This window comes from Salinispora tropica CNB-440, from assembly GCF_000016425.1.
GTDB classification, from domain to species: Bacteria; Actinomycetota; Actinomycetes; order Mycobacteriales; family Micromonosporaceae; genus Micromonospora; species Micromonospora tropica.
The window spans coordinates 4,973,715-4,992,350 of the sequence record NC_009380.1 but is presented as its reverse complement, the minus strand read 5'-3'; the positions used below and the strand labels follow the sequence as shown (position 1 = coordinate 4,992,350).

The 18,636-nt window shown below is 70.6% G+C and carries 14 protein-coding genes and 1 pseudogene; 8 read left to right on the top strand and 7 right to left on the bottom strand.

Annotation, left to right across the window (positions count from 1 at the left end; all coding sequences use genetic code 11):
- Positions 1–15: 15 nt before the first annotated feature.
- Together STROP_RS22255 and STROP_RS22250 are read left to right on the top strand one after the other, a co-directional pair.
- Positions 16–1,995, top strand: coding sequence for an ABC transporter ATP-binding protein (locus STROP_RS22255; protein ID WP_029127051.1), 1,980 nt, complete (start codon positions 16–18; stop codon positions 1,993–1,995).
- A gap of 116 nt (positions 1,996–2,111) precedes the next feature.
- Complete coding sequence (locus STROP_RS22250; protein WP_012015601.1) at positions 2,112–3,452, top strand: class-II fumarase/aspartase family protein; 1,341 nt, start codon at positions 2,112–2,114, stop codon at positions 3,450–3,452.
- 84 nt (positions 3,453–3,536) lie between these two features.
- Here the strand turns inward: STROP_RS22250 and STROP_RS22245 are convergent, their stop codons facing one another.
- Positions 3,537–4,202, bottom strand: coding sequence for a hypothetical protein (locus STROP_RS22245; RefSeq protein WP_012015600.1), 666 nt, complete (start codon positions 4,200–4,202; stop codon positions 3,537–3,539).
- Here STROP_RS22245 and STROP_RS25310 point away from each other — a divergent pair.
- The gene (locus STROP_RS25310; RefSeq protein ID WP_018832231.1) at positions 4,190–4,357 is read left to right on the top strand and encodes a hypothetical protein; all 168 of its coding nucleotides are present in this window, start codon (positions 4,190–4,192) and stop codon (positions 4,355–4,357) included. The genes STROP_RS22245 and STROP_RS25310 overlap by 13 nt on opposite strands.
- A 299-nt stretch (positions 4,358–4,656) precedes the next feature.
- Positions 4,657–5,139 (top strand): annotated as a pseudogene (locus STROP_RS22240) (hypothetical protein); the annotation flags it as partial.
- 46 nt (positions 5,140–5,185) lie between these two features.
- On the opposite strand, the gene STROP_RS22235 reads toward STROP_RS22240, so the two are convergent.
- Complete coding sequence (locus STROP_RS22235) at positions 5,186–6,730, bottom strand: MDR family MFS transporter (RefSeq protein WP_012015598.1); 1,545 nt, start codon at positions 6,728–6,730, stop codon at positions 5,186–5,188.
- 279 nt (positions 6,731–7,009) lie between these two features.
- Here STROP_RS22235 and STROP_RS22230 point away from each other — a divergent pair, with 279 nt between their 5' ends.
- The 4 genes from STROP_RS22230 (at position 7,010) to STROP_RS22215 (ending at position 12,560) form a co-directional block, all read left to right on the top strand.
- Entirely contained in the window at positions 7,010–8,071 is a 1,062-nt protein-coding gene (locus STROP_RS22230) for a glycoside hydrolase family 19 protein (RefSeq protein WP_012015597.1), read from the top strand.
- A gap of 59 nt (positions 8,072–8,130) precedes the next feature.
- The gene (locus STROP_RS22225) at positions 8,131–10,842 is read left to right on the top strand and encodes a penicillin acylase family protein (protein ID WP_012015596.1); all 2,712 of its coding nucleotides are present in this window, start codon (positions 8,131–8,133) and stop codon (positions 10,840–10,842) included.
- A 165-nt stretch (positions 10,843–11,007) separates the two neighbouring features.
- On the top strand, positions 11,008–11,418 hold the full coding sequence (locus STROP_RS22220; protein WP_012015595.1) for a YciI family protein: 411 nt from the start codon (positions 11,008–11,010) through the stop codon (positions 11,416–11,418).
- Positions 11,415–12,560: an RNA polymerase sigma factor gene (locus STROP_RS22215; protein ID WP_012015594.1), complete on the top strand. Its 1,146-nt coding sequence runs from the start codon at positions 11,415–11,417 to the stop codon at positions 12,558–12,560. Before STROP_RS22220 ends, STROP_RS22215 begins: the two co-directional genes overlap by 4 nt.
- A 43-nt stretch (positions 12,561–12,603) precedes the next feature.
- Here the strand turns inward: STROP_RS22215 and STROP_RS22210 are convergent, their stop codons facing one another.
- From STROP_RS22210 to STROP_RS22190, 5 genes are read right to left on the bottom strand one after another with little or no spacing between them, the layout of a single operon-like run.
- A complete protein-coding gene (locus tag STROP_RS22210) occupies positions 12,604–13,500 on the bottom strand; it encodes an ECF transporter S component (RefSeq protein ID WP_012015593.1) in 897 nt (298 codons plus the stop codon).
- Positions 13,497–15,128 (bottom strand): ABC transporter ATP-binding protein, encoded by a 1,632-nt coding sequence (locus STROP_RS22205; protein ID WP_012015592.1) that lies wholly within the window; start codon positions 15,126–15,128, stop codon positions 13,497–13,499. Before STROP_RS22205 ends, STROP_RS22210 begins: the two co-directional genes overlap by 4 nt.
- Entirely contained in the window at positions 15,125–16,273 is a 1,149-nt protein-coding gene (locus STROP_RS22200; protein WP_012015591.1) for a CbiQ family ECF transporter T component, read from the bottom strand. The genes STROP_RS22205 and STROP_RS22200 overlap by 4 nt, the downstream gene beginning before the upstream one ends.
- Positions 16,266–17,159, bottom strand: coding sequence for a hypothetical protein (locus tag STROP_RS22195; protein ID WP_012015590.1), 894 nt, complete (start codon positions 17,157–17,159; stop codon positions 16,266–16,268). The genes STROP_RS22200 and STROP_RS22195 overlap by 8 nt, the downstream gene beginning before the upstream one ends.
- A complete protein-coding gene (locus STROP_RS22190; protein WP_187151559.1) occupies positions 17,156–18,592 on the bottom strand; it encodes a prenyltransferase/squalene oxidase repeat-containing protein in 1,437 nt (478 codons plus the stop codon). The genes STROP_RS22195 and STROP_RS22190 overlap by 4 nt, the downstream gene beginning before the upstream one ends.
- Positions 18,593–18,636 lie beyond the last annotated feature (44 nt).

Below are 18,636 nucleotides of genomic sequence, written 5' to 3'. Positions count from 1 at the left end.
TTCTACGGTCCCCGCATGCCGACAACCAGCCTGCCCGACCGCCCGTCCGACCAGTCGAAGCCGACCCAGCGAGAGCCGGCGCTACCGGAGTTGCGCCAGATGTGGTGGGAGACCGGAGTGCGAGCGCGGGCGCAGGCCGGTCTCTTCGCGGTCTTCTCCGAGCTGCCCCGACTGGTGGGTGCGGCGCTGGCCGTCAGCTGGCGGGCCGACCGGCTCCGCACCCTGGTCGTGGCGGCCACCACGGTGGGCGCCGGAGTGCTGGCCGCCTTCGGGCTGCTCGCGGCGCAGCGGGTGCTGGTGGAGTTGTTCGCCGGCGGCCCGACCGCCGACAAGGTACTCGCCGCGCTACCCGCCCTGGTCACCCTCGCGGCGGTGACCGCGTTGCGCGCGGGCATGGCCACCGCGATGGGGTACGCCCAGAACGGCCTGAGCCCGAAGGTGGACCGGGAGGTGGAACGGGGCCTGTTCGAGGTGACCACGGCCGTACGGCTGGAGGCGTTCGACGCGGACGCCTTCGCCGACGACATGGAGCGGGCATCCCGTGGCGCGGACTCCACCACCGGCCTGGTGCAGGCGTCGATGAACCTCCTCGCCGGCCTCACCGGTGTGCTCGCCGTCGCGGTCGCCGTCGTGGTGATCCACCCGCTGTTGCTGGTGGCCCTGCTGGTGGCCACGGTGCCGAACGGATGGGCCTCGCTGCGCGCCGGGCACCTGCGCTATCAGACGTACGCGGCGGGGTCGGTGCGGCGGCGTCGATTGTGGCTGCTGCACCGGTTGATGGCCGAACGCGACTCCGCCCCCGAGCTACGCAGCTACGGGCTGCGGTCCTTCCTGCTCGACCAGTACGACCGGGTGATGGGGGTCGAGACCGGTATCCAGCTCGCCCTGGCCCGTCGGGTCACCACAACCACCACCGTCGGCGCGATGATCGGTGGGTTCGCCACCGCCGTGGTCTACGCGCTGCTCGGCGTCCTGCTGGTCGAAGGACACATCCCCCTCGCCGCCGCGGCTACCGGCGTCATCGCCGTACAGTCCGCGCAGCGATCCCTGACGGTGGTCACCTTCCAGATGGACCGCGCCTACACCGAGGGCCAGCACTTCCGCGACTACACCGGCTTCATGACCCGCGCCGCCGAATACCTGCCCGAGCCGCGAACCGGCGACGTCGACCGCCCGGTGCCGCCGCAGCCGTTGCGTACCGTCACGGTCGACGCGGTCAGCCTGCGCTATCCCGACCGGGACACCGCCGCCGTCGACCAGGTCAGCCTGACCATTGAGGCGGGGCAGACGGTGGCGCTCGTGGGAGAAAACGGCTCCGGCAAGTCCACCCTCGCCACGATGATCGCCACCCTGCGGACGCCCACCGGCGGGACCATCCGCTACAACGGTCGGTCCACCGACGACTGGGACACCGACGCGTTGCGGGCCCGGATCGCCGTGGTGACGCAGGAATACCACAAGTGGCCGTTCACCGCCGCCACGAACATCGCCATCGGTGACCTCACCACCACCCCAGAGCAGGATCGCATCGAGGCCGCTGCCAGCCGCGCGGTCGCCCACAGCATGATCAGCGACCTGCCGCACGGCTACGAGACCCTGCTCGACCGAACCTTCGCCGGCGGTCAGGACCTCTCCGGTGGGCAGTGGCAACGCATCACGGCTGCCCGAGGCTTCCTTCGGGACGCCGACCTGCTCATCATGGACGAGCCCTCCTCGGCACTCGACCCGCGGGCGGAGGACGCCCTGTTCCAGTCCATCCGGGACCGGCAGGGCCACGGGATCACCATCCTCATCACCCACCGGCTCGCCAACGTCCGCCACGCCGACCGCATCTACGTCCTGCACCACGGCCGGCTCGTCGAAGCCGGTACCCACGACGACCTCCTCGCCACCGGTGGTCGGTACGCCGAGTTGTTCACCCTCCAAGCTGCCGGCTACGACACCCGCGTACCGCTACCGAGGCAGACCGCTGCCGCCGGGACGAGTGCGCCGTGACGACGTCGAAGGGCCTGGTTGTGGGAAACGTCCGACCACCTTCGGTTGGCGTGACCTGCTGTTAGATTCGGACAACCGTAGGTAATCAGATGGCGAGCTGAGGACAGAAGGAAACAATGCCGACGAGCGCTATCGACAGCCTGGTGTTCCGAGACATCTTCGGCGAGCCCCGGGTGCGGGCGATCTGGTCAGACGAGGGCCGCACCCGCCGCTACCTGGAGGTCGAAGCCGCGCTCTCCCGGGCGCAGGGTGCGATTGGAGTGATCCCGCGGGACGCCGCGGCGGCGATATCTGATGCGTGCCGCATCGAGAACATCGACATGGACAAGCTCGCCCAGGAAACGGTCGCGATCGGCTACCCCGTTCTGCCGCTGGTGCACCAGCTCCAGGAGCTGGCCGGCGAGGGTGGAAACTGGTGTCACTGGGGTGCGACAACCCAGGACATCACCGACAGCGCCACCATCCTGCAGATCAGGGCCTCACTCGATGTGATCGAGGAGCTGCTCGGCCGGGCCGTCGCCGCCACCGCCGCGCTGGCCCGTGAGCACCGTGACCTGCCGATGGTCGGTCGCTCCAACCTCCAACAGGGGGTACCCATCACTTTCGGGTTCAAGATGGCGCGCCTGTTGGCGTCGCTGCTGCGCCACCGGGAACGCCTCGCCGACCTGCGCCCCCGGGTCGAGGTCGTCGAGTTCGGCGGGGCCTGCGGCACGATCGCCTCGCTCGGCCACGACGGCATGAAGGTGCAGGGGAAGCTCGCCGAGGAGTTGGGCCTGGCCACGCCGGAGATCGCCTGGCACACCGAGCATGACCGGATCGCGGAGGTGGCCTGCTTCCTGGGCCTGGTCACCGGCACGCTCGCCAAGTTCGCCACCGACGTCAAGACGATGATGATGACCGAGGTCGGGGAGGTCTCCGAACCCTTCGTGCCGAACCGTGGCTCCTCCTCCACCATGCCCCAGAAGCGGAATCCGATGTCCTGCTGCTACATAACGGCCTGCGCGGCCAGCGTGCGGCAGTCCGTGGCCGCGTTCCTCGAGGCCATGGCATCGGACCACGAGCGCGGGACGGGGCCATGGGAGATCGAGTGGATCCAGTTGCCTCCCATCTTCACCCTCACGTCGGGCGCCCTGGCGCAGGCCGCGTTCGTGCTGGAGGGGCTCGAGGTGCACGGTGACCGGATGGCCAGCAATCTGGGCATCACCAAGGGGCTCATCATGTCGGAGTCGGTCATGATGGTTCTTGCCCGCAAGCTGGGTCGTGGCCAAGCGCACGACCTGCTCTATCGACTCTGTCGCGAGGCCCTGAAGCAGGACACGTCGCTTGCTGAGGTGCTGCGGGCCGACCCGGACATCTCCGCGCACCTCTCCGCCGACGAGATCGCGGAGCTGACCGACCCGGTCCGCTACCTGGGCAGCGCCGGCATCGCGGTGGACCAGGTGCTCAGCCGCGTGTGACGGCCGCTGCACCAGGTGACCGCCGAACCCTTGGCTCGTCCGTGCCGTCGCATCAGGCCCGCTCCGTGCCGCCCAAAAATTCGATCAGAGCGAGCGCGCGACGGCGGCGGCGACCTCACCCGGTGCGTTCAGCATGTGCAGGTGTCCGCCGTCGATCCGCGTCGAGCGCCAGCCCCAGCCCTCAGCCCTGACCCGCTCGGCTGCGTACGCATCACCGAAGGCGAGATAGCCGGCGGGACGGTCGGACCAGCCGGGGGCGATGGCTACCTGCTGTGCGAAGTAGGCGAGCGGAAAGCGCTGTTGCTGGGCGGACACCTCCGCTCTGACCTGCTCGGATGGGAAGAGGGCGGCGATCTCCTCCGGGGGCCACCAGGAGGTCCAGACCGGCAGTACGCCGTCCGGCCCGGCGAGGGCGTGCAGCACTTCCTGTAGGCCCGGAGGCGCCACTGGAACGGTTCCCCGCCGGGGCGGGAGGATCGCGTCCACGAAGACGAGCCCGGTCACCGAGCGCCGTGCGGTGATGGCCGGCACGTACAGGCCAGCGTTGCTGTGTGGCACGAGCACGTAGTCGCGGCCGGTGGGCAGGCTGTCCAGGTACCACCGCAGGACGTCGTCCACGGAGGTTCCGCTCGCTTCCTGCGCTCCAGCGACGATGGCGTCCCGGCCGATGGTGCGGAGTTGCTCCCGGACCGGCCGCCAGACGGCGGGTCCGAGCAGTGCGCTGGGGAGAAGGGCGATTGCCGGATCCACAGGGCCTCCCGTCACTCGGTCGCATCAACGGTTGCCCGGAGTACGCTACCGAGGTTCTGGTACGGCAGCCGCCGTTGGAGATCGTGCTGGTGAACTGCGGTGGACGCGAGGCGGCGCCGCCCGCGCCGGCACCGGCCGAGCACCACACCGCGTGATCGTCTGTACATTGTGCACATCCTTTAGATCTGGCGGTGGCCGTGTGCCACCGCGTAGCCGTTGCGCGATGGAACGGGTGCGAGAACAGCCAGGTCGGGGTGTTCTGGACTACGCCGGCCGGGACGGGCACACGCTGATCGACCGACGGGTGTATCTGTCGGCGTCGTGGACCGAGGACCGGGATCGCTGCCAGGCTGCCGGCGTGCCCGACGAGGTCGGGTTCGCCGCCACGTCGGACCTGGCCGCTCAGATGATCACCTCGGCCCTGGATTGCCGGGGCGCCGGCCAGGTGGGCGGCGGCCCGGGGCCGTTGGGGTTGCGAGATCCACGCGCCGGGTCGTACCTGCCGGTTATCCATGCCCTCCGCGACGACCTCACCCTGCTGCACGGACAGAACTACAACTCTGGCCCGATCCTCGGACTCGACAACCATTACCACACGATGGGCGGAGCGGATTTCCCTATCGCGATGACCGACATGCTGCTCGCCGGCTTTCCGGTCGCCGGGAATCCGGACCGCGTCTTTGCCGCCCTGCGGGAGAACCAAGTCGCCTTCGGCGCACCATCGTCGGTCAGCGCCGGCAACGGATACGTTCCGCCGGTGGGGGTGCAGGCTGCGGTCAACTGCCTGGTGCACGGCCAGAGCTGCGGCTCGTACTCGCCACACAGCGGCACCAATCCGACCTTCCGAGGCTTGATGACATGGTCGGTCAACTGGGACCGGTACTACAACTGCAAGTTCCAACTTCACCACGGACCGTTCCTGAAGGCGCTGCCCTGACCCACGCTGGTGCATGATGCCCACACGGGCTTTCGGAGCGCGGCGATCAGGTGCTCGAGCGAGGTGGGTGAGCGCCGGCACCATCTGCTGCATGAACGGATAGCTGCGCTGTCCGGTCCGACTCTTCTCCTGCCGTGTGGGTAGGTGGTTCGGGTGGCGGATCCATGGTGGCTCGAGCGTCGGCGTTCTTGATCCGGGCTGAAATCAACGCGCCGACAAGTAGGAGAATGCTGACCAGCACGAAGGATTCGTGGAAGGCCGACACCGTGTCGACGGCCTCGGCGCTGTTCGGGGTCCGGGCGGTGAGCCATGCCGCCCCCAGGGCGATACCGACCGCAGCGCTGACCTGACGTTGGGTGTTGTAGATGGCGACGGCCTGCCCGGTCGCGGCCGGGCTGATGGTGGCGTAGGTGGCGGTCTGGAGGGCGATGAACACCGGTCCGATGGCCAGGCCCCGTAGCCCCAGTAGAGCGGCCGTGACCAGGGGGTCGGTGTCGGCCCCGACGGCGAGGAAGGCGACGCCACTGGCCGCGGCCAGGAGCGCCCCGTACAGCATGAGCGGGCGGGGTCCGTAGTGGCGGTACCACCAACGGCCGGCAATCTGCGACGAGACGAGGGCTCCGACCGACTGGGGTAGCAGGATCAGGCCGCTGTGGAGTGCGGATTGACCCTGGGGGCCCTGGAGGAACAACGGCAGCAGGAAGATCAAGCCGAGGTAGCCCCCGCTGAGGAAACTGCCGGCGATGTTGCCGATACGGAACATCGGATCCTTGAACAGCGCCACCTGCACCAAGGGCTCGGACCTGGTGCGCTCGACCATGACGAAGGCGACCGCCAACAGCGGAGCGCAGATCAGGGCAGCCACGATGGTGGGTGAGGTCCACCCCAGCGTCGGGCCGAGCGACAGCCCGTAGAGCGTCGTGGTGAGGGCCGCACCTCCCAGCACGAACCCGGCGATGTCGAAGCGGTGGGCGTGGGGCTCACGATGCTCCACCAGCACGGTGGCGGCCAGGGCCATGGTGAGAATGCCGAGGGGAATGTTGATGTAGAAGATCCACCGCCACGACGCTGTGTCGACCAGCAGTCCGCCGAGCACCGGGCCCATGGCGGGAGCAAGCACGGCAACGCCGAACACGGCGGTGGCGGCCTTGGCGCGTTGCGACTGTGGGAAGGCCCGGTACAGCATGGCCCCACCCACCGGGGTCAGCATGCCAGCGCCCACACCCTGCAGGATCCGGAAGGCGATGAGTTGGTCCAGCGTTTGGGCCAGGCCGCACAGGGCCGAAGCCACGGTGAAGAGGGCGAGGGCGACGAGGAAGACGCGCTTGGAGCCGAAGCGGTCACCGATCCAGCCTGAAGCGGGTATGAACAGGGCCAGTGACAGCAGATAGCCCAACACCGCCCAGTACGTGTGATTCGGCGTCGTCTCGAACTCGGCGGCCAAGGCGGGAACCGCCACGTTGACGATCGAGGTGTCCATGATCTCCACGAACAGGCCCAGCACATAGACGATGGCGACCCAGTACCGGTAAGGCAGCCGCCGCCGGTGACTGGAAGGGGACGATGGGGGGGTGATCGTGTGTTGAACCACCTTGCCGTTCTACAACCTGAAGTTAACTTCAGATCAACCTGAAATCGGCGGTTCACACCCCAGCTCCACGGCCTCCCACATGCAGGCCACCTGCCCCGGCCTCGCCACCGACCGTAGAAAAACATCAAATTAGAACGATCCGCTTCTTAATGGCTATTCGGACATTCAGCCAAATTGGCTTGGCTTAATATTAAAGTTTGTGAACAAAAATGTTACGATGAACTTCGATCAATAAATGATCGATGCCATCGGGTTCACGGATCTTCAAGGAGCGAGCTCATGTCGAGACTTCGCGCCCTCGCCGCGCTGGCGGTGTTGACCATCGCCGGCACGCTGATGGCGATCATCCCGGCCGCGACAGCCTCAGCCGCGACCTGCGCGACATCCTGGCATTCCTCCGCCGTCTACACCGGAGGAATGCAGGTCTCCCACAACGGCCGCAACTACCAGGCGAAGTGGTGGACCCAAAACGAAGCTCCGCCCGGCACCAGCGGCGTCTGGCAAGATCTCGGCGCCTGCGGCGGATCCACGCCACCCCCGGGCGGAACCTGCAACCATCCGAACTGGGTTGCCGGCACCTGGTACCCCGCCGGCAGCGTCGTGCGCTACACGAACGGCCTCTACTACATCGCCGAACATGACAACCCGGGGTACGACCCCACCATCAGCACGTGGTACTGGGATCCGTACAGCTGTGGCAGTCCACCCCCCACCGACCCGGGTGACTTCGTGGTTACCGAGGCGCAGTTCAACCAGATGTTTCCGGGCCGAAACTCCTTCTACACCTACGCCGGGCTGGTCGCAGCCCTCAACGCCTACCCGGCCTTCACGAACACCGGCAATAGCACCGTGCGGCGGCAAGAAGCCGCGGCCTTCCTGGCGAACGTGCACCACGAGACGGGTGGCCTCATCCACATCGTGGAACAGAACCCGGCGAACTATCCGCACTACTGCGACTCCGGACAGCCCTACGGCTGCCCCGCCGGTCAGGCCGCCTACTACGGGCGCGGGCCGATCCAGCTCAGCTGGAACTTCAACTACAACGCAGCGGGCAACGCCCTCGGACTGCCCCTGCTGACCAACCCCTGGCTGGTGGAGAACGACGCCGCGGTGGCCTGGAAGACCGCCCTCTGGTACTGGATGACTCAGAACGGACCGGGCTGGATGACAGCTCACAGCGCGATGGTCAACGGCGCCGGGTTCGGTGAGACCATCCGCAGCATCAATGGCTCGCTCGAGTGCAACGGCGGCAATCCCGCGCAGGTACAGAGCCGCGTCAATCGGTACCAACAGTTCGCTGGCCTCCTCGGGGTGCCACCCGGGGCCAACCTGTACTGCTGACGTCTGATCCACCTAATCTAGATCACCAACTGACTCACCGAACCGTTTAGGATTTCGACGTGAATCCTGTACGCGTTCTTTCGCCCCGGGTGCGTAAGGTCGCGCTCTGGACCGTGGCGGTCGTCACCGCGCTGGCCCTCGTGCTCACCCTCACCGCCGTGTGGACGGTGCGGCGAGCGTTCCCGCAGCACGACGGCGGGCTTCGGCTGCCCGGGCTCACCGCGCCGGTCACCGTGCACCGCGACGATCACGGCATCCCGCAGGTGTACGCGAAGACTGCCGAGGACCTGTTTCGTGCCCAGGGCTACCTCCACGCGCAGGATCGGTTCTGGGAGATGGACTTCCGCCGCCATCTGACCGCGGGTCGACTCGCCGAACTCTTCGGTGAGAGCCAGGTGGAGACCGATATCTACCTCCGGACGATGGGTTGGCGTCGGGTCGCCGAGCAGGAGTGGGGCCTCCTCGGGGTGGAAACCAAGCGCTACCTGCAGGTGTACGCCGACGGGGTGAACGCCTGGCTCGACGAGAACGACGGGGGCCGGGCGAGTCTGGAGTACGCCGTACTCGGCCTGCAGAACTCGGGCTATGAGATCGAGACGTGGCACCCGGTGGACAGCATCGCCTGGCTGAAGGCGATGGCGTGGGACCTGCGCGGCAACATGAGAGACGAGATCGCCCGGGCGGCACTGCTCGCCGAGGGCCTGAACCGCCAGCAGGTCGAGGAGCTGTATCCGGCGTACCCCTTCGACCGGCATGAGCCGATCGTCACCACGGGCGGCATCGTGGATGGTGCCTTCGATCAGGAAGTCACCCCGGCCTCCCCGGACCCGGTCGACGGCTCGGTCTCCGACGGGACCGAGACCGCCGGAGTGGGCGGGGGTGTGCTCACCGCGGAGCCGGCCGGACCCATCGCTGGCACGGCTGTCGTGGAGATGGTCACCGCGTTGGCCGGCGGGCTGTCCCGGCTGCCGGCCGTGTTGGGTGCCGGTCGGGGCATCGGCTCCAACTCGTGGGTTATTGACGGCGACCTGACCGACACCGGGAAGCCGATCCTCGCCAACGACCCGCACCTCGGTCCCAGCATGCCCGGCATCTGGTACCAGATCGGCCTGCACTGTGCGTGCGACATCAACGTCTCCGGCTTCAGCTTCTCGGGCACACCGGGGGTGGTCATCGGGCACAACGCCCGCGTCGCGTGGGGCTTCACCAATTTGAGCCCCGACGTCACGGATCTGTATCTGGAGCGGGTGGACGGCGACCGGGTGCAGGTCGACGGAGAATGGCAGCCGCTGGAGACCCGCACCGAAACCATCAAGGTCGCCGGCGGCGAGGACGTGTCCATCACCGTCCGGGCCTCCGGGCACGGACCCCTGCTCTCCGACGCGTCGGCCGAACTGCGCGATATCGGCCTTGCTCCGCCGGTCGACCCGGCGGGTTCACCGGCGTCGGTCGCTGCCACCCCGGAGCTACCCCCCGACGAATCGGCGACCACCGACGACGAGCAGCGCGACGGCTACGCCATCGCGCTGAGCTGGACCGCACTCGCGCCGGGCCGGACCGCCGACGCCATCTTCACGCTGAACACCGCGACGAACTGGGCCGACTTCCGCGCCGCGGCGGCGCTGTTCGAGGTGCCCGCGCAGAACCTCGTCTACGCCGACATCGACGGCAACATCGGCTACCAGGCGCCCGGTCGGATCCCGGTGCGGGGCAAGGGGGACGGGCGGTGGATGGCGCCGGGATGGGACTCGGCGTACGACTGGCAGGGTTTCATTCCCTTCGCGGAGTTGCCGAGTGTCCTCAACCCACCCGCCGGCTACCTGGTCACGGCCAATGAGGCTGTCATCGGCCCCTCGTACCCGTACCTGCTCACCACCGACTGGGCCTACGGCTACCGCAGTCAGCGCATCCACGAGCTGATCGACTCGGCGCGGGGTGCCGGAAAGATCACCGTCGCGGACGTGCAGTCCATGCAGTTCGACAACCGCAACGGTTTCGCGTCGACGCTCGTCCCGGCGGTCGAGGCGGCTCTCGACGCCGGCACCTCGGGCCTGGTCCGGTCCGCCACCGACCTATGGGCGGAGTGGGACTACCAGCAGCCGGCTGAGGGCGAACCGGGCACCGACGACGGGCGCCGCTCCGCCGCGGCGGCGTACTACAACGCCGTCTGGCGGCACCTGCTCCTGGCGACCTTCGACGAACTGCCGTCGGACCACCGGCTCGACGGCAACGACCAGTCGTACGAGGTGGTGCGGGGGCTACTCAGCCAGCCCGATGCACTGTGGTGGGACCGGACGGAGACCGAGGTCGTCGAGGTACGCGACGACATTCTGCGCGCGGCGGCCGAAGCGGCGGCCAGCGAACTCTCCCGCGACCAGGGCGACCAGCCGGCCGACTGGCGCTGGGGCCGGATGCACACCCTGACCGTACGGAACCAGTCCTTCGGCACCTCGGGCGTGGGGATCATCGAATGGCTCTTCAACACCGACCCCGTCAGCGTGTCGGGAGGTGGCGCGATCGTCAACGCCACCGGCTGGAACGCCGCCACCGGGTACGAGGTCAACGCCGTACCGTCCATGCGGATGATCGTCGACCTGGCGGACCTGGACGCCTCTCGGTGGATCCAGCTGACCGGCAACTCCGGGCATGCCTTCCACCGCAACTACGACGACCAGCTGGAGCTGTGGCGTACCGGCGAGACCCTGCCGATGCGCTGGGAGCGAGCCACGATCGAGGCCGAGGCGGCGCAGACGCTCACCCTGGAGCCCTAGCGGCCCCGCCCCCCCTCGTCGGCTGACAGCAAGAAGTCATTGCCTCTCCCCCGTGCGGCACGAGGCCGGATCGATCCGTTCGCAGTAGTGTCCGCGCGGGGCGTGTTGTCTGCCTGCCCCCACGAAGAGTTACCGCCGGAGATGCCGCCTCGTCAGGAGAAGCTGATGGCCAAGTACCTGCTGCTCAAGCACTACCGGGGTGGCCCGACTCCCGCCGTGGACGGGGCGCCGATGGACCAGTGGACGCCGGACGAGGTCGACGCGCACATGCGGTTCATGCACGACTTCGGGGCGCGGCTGGAGGAGACGGGCGAACTCGTCGACGCCCAGGCGCTGTCGCCCGACGGCGCGTTCGTGCGGTACGACGGCGAGGGGCGGCCACCGGTGACCGACGGGCCGTTCGTCGAGACCAAGGACCTGATCGCCGGGTGGTACGTCATCGACGTGGAGTCGTGGGACCGCGCGGTGGAGTTGGCGGGGGAGCTGTCGGCGGCCCCCGGGCCGGGCGGTAGGCCGATCCACGAGTGGCTGGAGGTGCGACCGTTCTACGGCGTACCGGCGGCTGTGACGGAGTGAATGGGGAACAGCTGCGGGACCTCGTACCAGCGGTGATCGGCATCCTCGTCCGGCGCGGTGCGGATTTCGCGTCGGCCGAGGATGCCGTGCAGGACGCCCTGGTCGAGGCGGTGCGCGGCTGGCCGGACAGTCCGCCGCAGGACCCCAGAGGCTGGTTGATCACCGTGGCCTGGCGCAAGTTCCTCGACGCGGCCCGCGCCGACACCTCCCGGCGCCGGCGCGAGGTACGCGTCGAGGGCGAGCCCGCACCGGGGCCGGTCGAGGCGGTGGACGACACGCTTCAGCTGTACTTCTTGTGCGCTCACCCCTGTCTGACACCGGCCTCGTCCGTCGCGCTCACGCTGCGCGCGGTCGGCGGCCTGACCACGCGTCAGATCGCGCGGGCCTACCTCGTGCCGGAGGCGACCATGGCCCAGCGGATCAGCCGGGCCAAGCGTACGGTCTCGGGTGTCCGCCTCAACCAGCCCGGTGATGTCGCCACGGTGGTGCGCGTGCTCTATCTGGTCTTCAATGAGGGCTACTCCGGGGATGTCGACCTTGCCGCCGAAGCGATCCGGCTCACTCGTCAACTCGCTGCCAAGATTAGCCACGAGGAGGTCGCAGGCCTGCTGGCGCTGATGCTGCTGCACCACGCGCGACGGCCGGCGCGCACCGACTCCGACGGCCGGCTCGTGCCTCTTGCCGAGCAGGACCGCAGCCGGTGGAACCGCCACCTGATCGCTGAGGGCGTCGAGCTGCTCCAGAAAGCCCTCGCCCGGGACCGGCTGGGAGAGTTCCAGGCCCAGGCCGCCATCGCCGCACTGCACGCCGACGCCCGGACGGTCGAGGAGACCGACTGGGTGCAGATCGTCGAGTGGTACGACGACCTGGTGCGCCTGACCGACAGCCCGGTGGTTCGCCTTAACCGGGCGGTCGCCCTCGGGGAGGCCGACGGCCCGAGGGCCGGCCTGGCGGCCCTGGCCGGGCTCGACCCCGCCCTGCCCCGGCACACCGCCGTCGCGGCCTACCTGCACGAGCGGGCGGGCGACCCGGTGACCGCGGCCCGGCTCTACGCCGAGGCCGCCCGCTCGGCACCGAGCCTCCCCGAGCGCGACCACCTCATCCGACAGGCCGCCCGACTCAACTCGCCACCGCGTCGTTGAGCGGACCTCGCGGCCGGTGTGCTCCGAGCGGCTCAGGCCGGGGTCATTGTCGGCGCCGGTACCCTGCTTGGCCCTGATCTCCGGTATCGGGCCCCTCCTGCGCGGGCATGAGCGGGGCCGGTAGCGACGCCGGCATCCCCGGCTCGGGTGCGGCGAACGTCGCCGGGGCGTCGAACGCGGCCTTGCGGGCGGCGCGGCGCAGCGCGGCGAGCACCGCCGGGCCGGCGAGGACGATCATCACGGCGGTGGTGATCGCCCGTCCGGTGTCCCAGCCGAAGGTGGAGGTCACCGCGGTGAAGATGACGAAGCGGTGCAGGTTCTCCAGCACCGGCGCACCGGCCACGTAGGAGAGTTGGGTCTCCGCGCCGGCGCTGAACGGCCAGAACCAGAGGTTCATCAGCAGCCCGTAGCCGTAGGCGGCGAGCGCGCCGTACCCGGCCAGCAGAGCGACCTCGGCGCGACCGCGGGGCCGACGGGGGAGCAGGCCGGCGCCGAGTCCCACCCAGGAGGCGGCGAGCATCTGGAACGGCAGCCAGGGGCCGACGCCGGCGGTGAGCAGCGCGGAGGCGAACAGCGATGTGGAGCCGAGCAGGAAGCCGAACCCCGGTCCGAAGACCCGGCCGGCGAGGACGAGCAGGAAGAACACCGTCTCGATGCCGGCGGTGCCGGCACCGAGCGGGCGCAGCGCGGCGTTGACCGCGGCGAGCACCCCGAGCATCGCCAGGGCCTTGCTGTCGATCCCACCGGAGGTGAGTTCCGCCAGCACCAGCGCCACCAACACCGGCAACATGACGACGAAGACCAGCGGCGCCTCCCCGGCGCGGGCGGTGCTCTCCGGCTGCACGGGGACGAAGAGCGGCCAGGTGAAGGTGGCCAGCGCGGCGACCGAGGCGAGCACCAGCACCACGGCGGTGCGCGGAGCGACCCGCAGGACACTCACGCCGGCTCCCGCTGGGCCACCAGCGCGGCGGCGACCTGATCCACCGTCAGCCACGGTGCCGGGGCCAGCACCTTGGCGACCTGCGGGGCGAACGCGGGCGAGGCGAGCATGACCTCCGCGGTGGTGCCGTCGGCCACGATCTCACCATCGGCCATCACGATCACCCGGTCGGCCAGCGCCGCGACCAGCTCGACATCGTGCGTCGCCACCACCACGCTGCGCCCGTCGGCGGCCAGCCCCCGCACCAGCGAGACGAACTGCCGCTTGGCGAGGTAGTCCAGGCCGCGGGTCGGTTCGTCGAGCAGCACCACCGGCGGGGCGGCGGTGAGCTGCACCGCGAGCGCGAGCGCCAGCCGCTGCCCCTCGGAGAGGTCCCGCGGGTGCCGGTCACCGGGCAGGCCGGGGGTGAGCTGGTCCAGCAGGGCGCGGCAGGTGCCGGCCGCCGCCTCGGTCTCCTTGTCGGCCTGGTGGCACTCGCCGTCGACCGTCTCCAGGTAGAGCAGGTCGCCCGGGGTCTGTGGAACCAGCCCGACCTGCCGGCGGGCCTGGTGCGCCGGCAGGCTCTTCGGGTCGACGGACCCCGCCGAACCGGTCACGGTCACCGTGCCGCCCTGCCGGGGGCCGCTGCCCTGCACGGCCCAGAGCAGGCTGGACTTTCCGGATCCGTTGCGGCCCATCAAGGCGACGACCTGGCCAACCTGAAGGTCGAGGTCGACGCCGGCAACGGCGACGGTACCCGGATACCGTACGACGACCTTCCGTGCGCTCAGTGCCGCCGTCGGTTCCGGTGCGGGAGTCGGCGCGGGGGGCGCCCCTTCGGCGAGCCGCCCACGCAGCTCGGCTGCGCGTCGACGCGCATCGCGTACCGACAGCGGTAGCGGGTCCCAGCCGGCCAGGCGGCCCAGTTCGACCAGGGGCGGGGCAAGCTCCACCCCGGTCAGCACCGTCGCCGGAGGCCCGTCGACCACGCGACCGTCGCCGGGCAGGTAGAGCAGGCGGTCGGCGTACTGCATGACCCGTTCGAGCCGGTGCTCGGCCAGCACCACGGTGACCCCGAGGTCGTGGACCAGCCGGGTGACCGCGGCGAGGACGTCCTCGGCGGCGGTCGGGTCCAGGGCGGAGGTGGGTTCGTCGAGTACCAGGACCCGGGGGTGGCTGGTGAGGACAGCACCGATGGCGACCCGTTGCTGCTGTCCACCGGAGAGCGTCCGAAGTGGCCGGTTGCGTAGCTCGGCGATGCCGAGCAGGTCCAGCGTCTCCTCCACCCGCTTGCGCATCACCGCCGGTGGCAGGGAGAGCTGCTCCATGCCGTACGCCAGCTCCTCCTCGACGGTGTCGGTGACGAACCCGGAGAGCGGGTCCTGGCCGACCACGCCGACGACATCGGCGAGGTCGCGGGGCGGGTGCCGGCGGGTGTCCCGGCCGTCCACGGTGACCGAGCCGTGCAGAGTACCGCCGGTGAAGTGCGGCACCAGCCCGTTGATCGCCCGCAGCAGCGTCGACTTGCCCGCCCCGGTGCGCCCGGCGACCAGGCACAGCTCGCCCTCCTCGACGGTCAGCGTCACGTCGCGCAGCGGTGGCGGCCCGTCCTCGGCGTAGCGGACGGTCACCCGGTCGAATGTGATCATGTGTGATCTCTCGTGACAGCTGTCGGCGGCGGCGCGAGCCAGGCCGGGGCGGCCGCGACGGCGACGGCGAGCAGCAGCAGCGGGGTCAGCTCGGGCCAGGTGAGTGGACTTACCGGGGGGTAGAGCAGTTCCGGGTCGGTCGTGCCGGCCAGCACCGTCAGGCCGGCCGCGGCCATCCCGCAACCGGCGACGAGCAGCTCGGCCAGCCGCCAGCGGTCCGGCCGGTAGCGACTGCGGCGGACCCGGCGGCCGGCCAGCAGCATGCCGCCCACCGCGGCGGCAAGTCCGGCGAGGAGCATCGGCAGCCCCAGGTAGCCGGGCCCGGAGGTGTCGAGCAGTCCGTAGGTGCCGGCGCAGACACCGACCAGGCCGCCGAGCACCAGCGCGCCGGTGACCGCCCGCTGCCCGGCGGGAACCGCCTCGGTCCGGCCGTAGCCGCGTGAGTCCATCGCCGCGGCGAGGGCCAGCGACCGGTCCAACGCGTCGGCCAACACCGGAAGCGCGACTCCCCGAAACGCCCGCATCCCCCGCCCGGACGCGCCCCGCAGCCGCCGCGCCCGACGGACCCGCAGCACACTCTCCACCAGTTGCGGGGCGACCGACAGTGCGACCACCACCGCCGTGCCCACCGCATACAACGCTCCCGGTACGGCCTTGAGCAGCCGCTTCGGGTTGGCCAGGGCGTTCGCCGCCCCCAGGCAGATCAGCATCGTCGCCAACCGGAGCCCGTCGTAGAACCCACCGAGGACCTGCTCGGCGGCGACCGGCCCGAGGAGGCGGATTCCCGCCGCCCACTCCGGCAGTGGGATCTCCGGCAACCGGATCAGCACGTACTCGCCCTGGCCGCCGCCGAAGACGATCCGGAACACCACCCGCATCGCGACGATCACCACGCCGAGCCAGACGTACATGCGAAACGCCAGCGCCCAGGGAGCGTGCCCGCGTCGCTGTACGACCACCAGCGCGGTGACCGCGACCAGCAGGGTGAGCCCCAGCGGGTTGGTGGTGTGGCTGGCCGCGGTGGCCAGCCCGAGCGCCCACAGCCACCAGGCGCCTGGGTGTAGCCCTCGGGGTAGTCGCCAGGCCGACCAGCGGGCCGAGAACCGGCCGGCGGTCGTGGAGCCGTGCACAGCGGTGTCAGTCATGTGGGTCGGCGGCACGCCGTCGCCGGGCGGCGACCAGGCCCCCTATGGTCAGTACGGCCAGCAGCAGCACCCCGGCCAGCGTGCCCAGCGGCACCCCACTCTCCTCGCGGGAGGCGACGGCGTCGGTCAGGACGGGCTCGTCGGCGGAGCTGGGCTGCGCCGAGGCGGTGGCAGTCGCCGGGGACGGGGCGCCCCCCGCGCTGGCCGACGGCGAGGTGGAGGCGGAGGTCGACGGGCCGACGGTGTGGGTCGGCCCGTCGACCGCACCGGGTTGTTCAGCGCCGGTGGCCGGCGGCGCGACGCTTCCGCCCGCCGCCGGCGGTGCCACCGGTACGTCGGTCACCGGCGGGGGTGTGGGCGGCGCCGGCGGCGAGGCGGGTGGCGGCGGCGCGGGTCGGCTCGGGGTGACCCCCGGGCGGGGGGCGTTGTTGGGTTCCCGGTTGAGGGAGAACGACCAGCCCTCGAAGCTGCCCGCCGGGGGCGTACGGTTGAGCACCCCCTTGTCGCTGTAGGTCCAGCTACCGCCGTTCGGGGCGTGCCAGTATGACCAGTAGGCGCTGGCCGGAGGGGTGTCGACACACTTCTCCGCGGCAGCCGACGGCTTGCCTCCGATCCGGCAGATGAACCCCTCGCCCCAGCGCAGCGTGCCGGTGATCTGGAACCCGGCGTTCTTCAGCGCCGCCAGCCCGGTGGCCTGGCTGCCCGGGGCGCAGCGGACCACCGTCCCGCCCCCGAGTTCGTTGAAGTCGACCACGACGGTGACGCCGGAGGCGTCCGGGCAGTAGCCGGCGGACCCGGCGGCGGTCGCCGGGCTCCCCGGCCCGATCACCGAGCCGGCGACGACCAGAGCGACGGCCACCGGGCCGCGGAGCGTCCTGCGGCTCAACTCGCCCGCCGGCGACCGAGGACGAGCAGCCCCACGCCACCACCGAGCAGCAGCACCGTGAGCAGCACGTAGCTGGTGATCGCCGCGCCGGTGGTCGGTAGTCCACCCAGGCTGGGGGTGGTTGGCGTCGGGGTCACCGGAGCGCTGCTGGTCGGTGGCGCGGAGGGCGTCTCCGACGGGACGGTCCCGGTGGCGCTCGGCGTCGGGCTGACGGTGGCGGTCGGCGTCGGCGATCCGGTGGCGGTGGGTGACGTGGTGGGCGAGGCGGTGCCGGTCGGGGTGGGCGCCCCGGTCGGGGGCGGCGGGTCGAGGCCGATTCGACCCAGCGGCACCTGGACCAGCCCGAGCAACGCCTGGGCGGTGGCTCGGCGCCACTGGTCCCGGTCGTTGTCGGCGAGCCCGTCGGTGACGGCGTCGGCCATCCCGCCGGCGTTGTAGGCGATGGCGCCCGCCTCCGCGGCGGCCGCGCCACCGTTGGCCGTGGTCAGCTGTAGCGCGGCCAGCGCCCTCGCCGCCTGGTTGGCCTCGGCGTCGTGGCCGGCGGCGGCGAGGGCCTGCCCGGCCAGGCCGGTGCTGTTGGAGTTCGTACCGGTGGTCGGTCCGGAGCCGCCGAACGATCCGTCATTGTGTTGCTGGGACACCAGCCAGTCCGCGCCCGCGTCGGCCGCGTCGGCCGCGCCGGCGGCACCGTTCTCGGCGGCGCTCAGCAGCGCCTGCACGGCCATCGCGGTCGAGTCGACGTCGAGGATGGCGTCGGGTTGTGCGTCGCAGGATGGCGAGGGCCCGCCGGCGGTGTCGGGGAAGAGGCGGAAGCCGCCCGCCGCGCACTGCTGCCGGATGAGGAAGTTCACCGCGTCCTGCGGAACGCCGCCGCTGCGGGACAGGCCCACCACGGCGAAGGACTGGTCGAAGGTGTTGCTGGGGTCCCAGCCGGTGGCCGAGGGGGAACGGCTGGTGATCCGTCCCCGCTGGTGGTCGGTGTCCGCTCCGGCGATCAGCGAGAGGGTCTCTGCCCGCAGGTCGTAGCCGCCGAAGTCGGTGGGTTCGGCGCCGGTGACGGAGGCGGCGTAGAGCAGCTTCGCGGTCGCCCCGCCGTCGGTGTAGCCCTTGTGGCCCCAGTGGTCGTAGCTGTTGTAGGCGCGCACGTTCGCCGCGACCTGTGCGGTCGCCGCCTGCCGGGTCGACGGATCGACCCCGGTAGCGGAGAGCGCGAGGATGCCGTCGATGGTCAGGCCCCAGTCCTCCGGGGTGGCCGGGCCGGGCAGGATGCCGTCGGTGAACTCGCCAGCCAGCCAGGACGCGGCCGCGCGTGCCGCGGCGGCATGGTCCGGGTCGGGTGCTGCCACCCCGATCAGGGGAGCGGCGGCTACCGCGGCGAGGGTGGTTGCCGCGGCCGCGCCGAGACCGGTGGCGAGGCGCCGGGACAGGGACATGAGGGGGTGCCTTTCGTAGAGCAGTCGGTGGGCTCCGGCAAGCA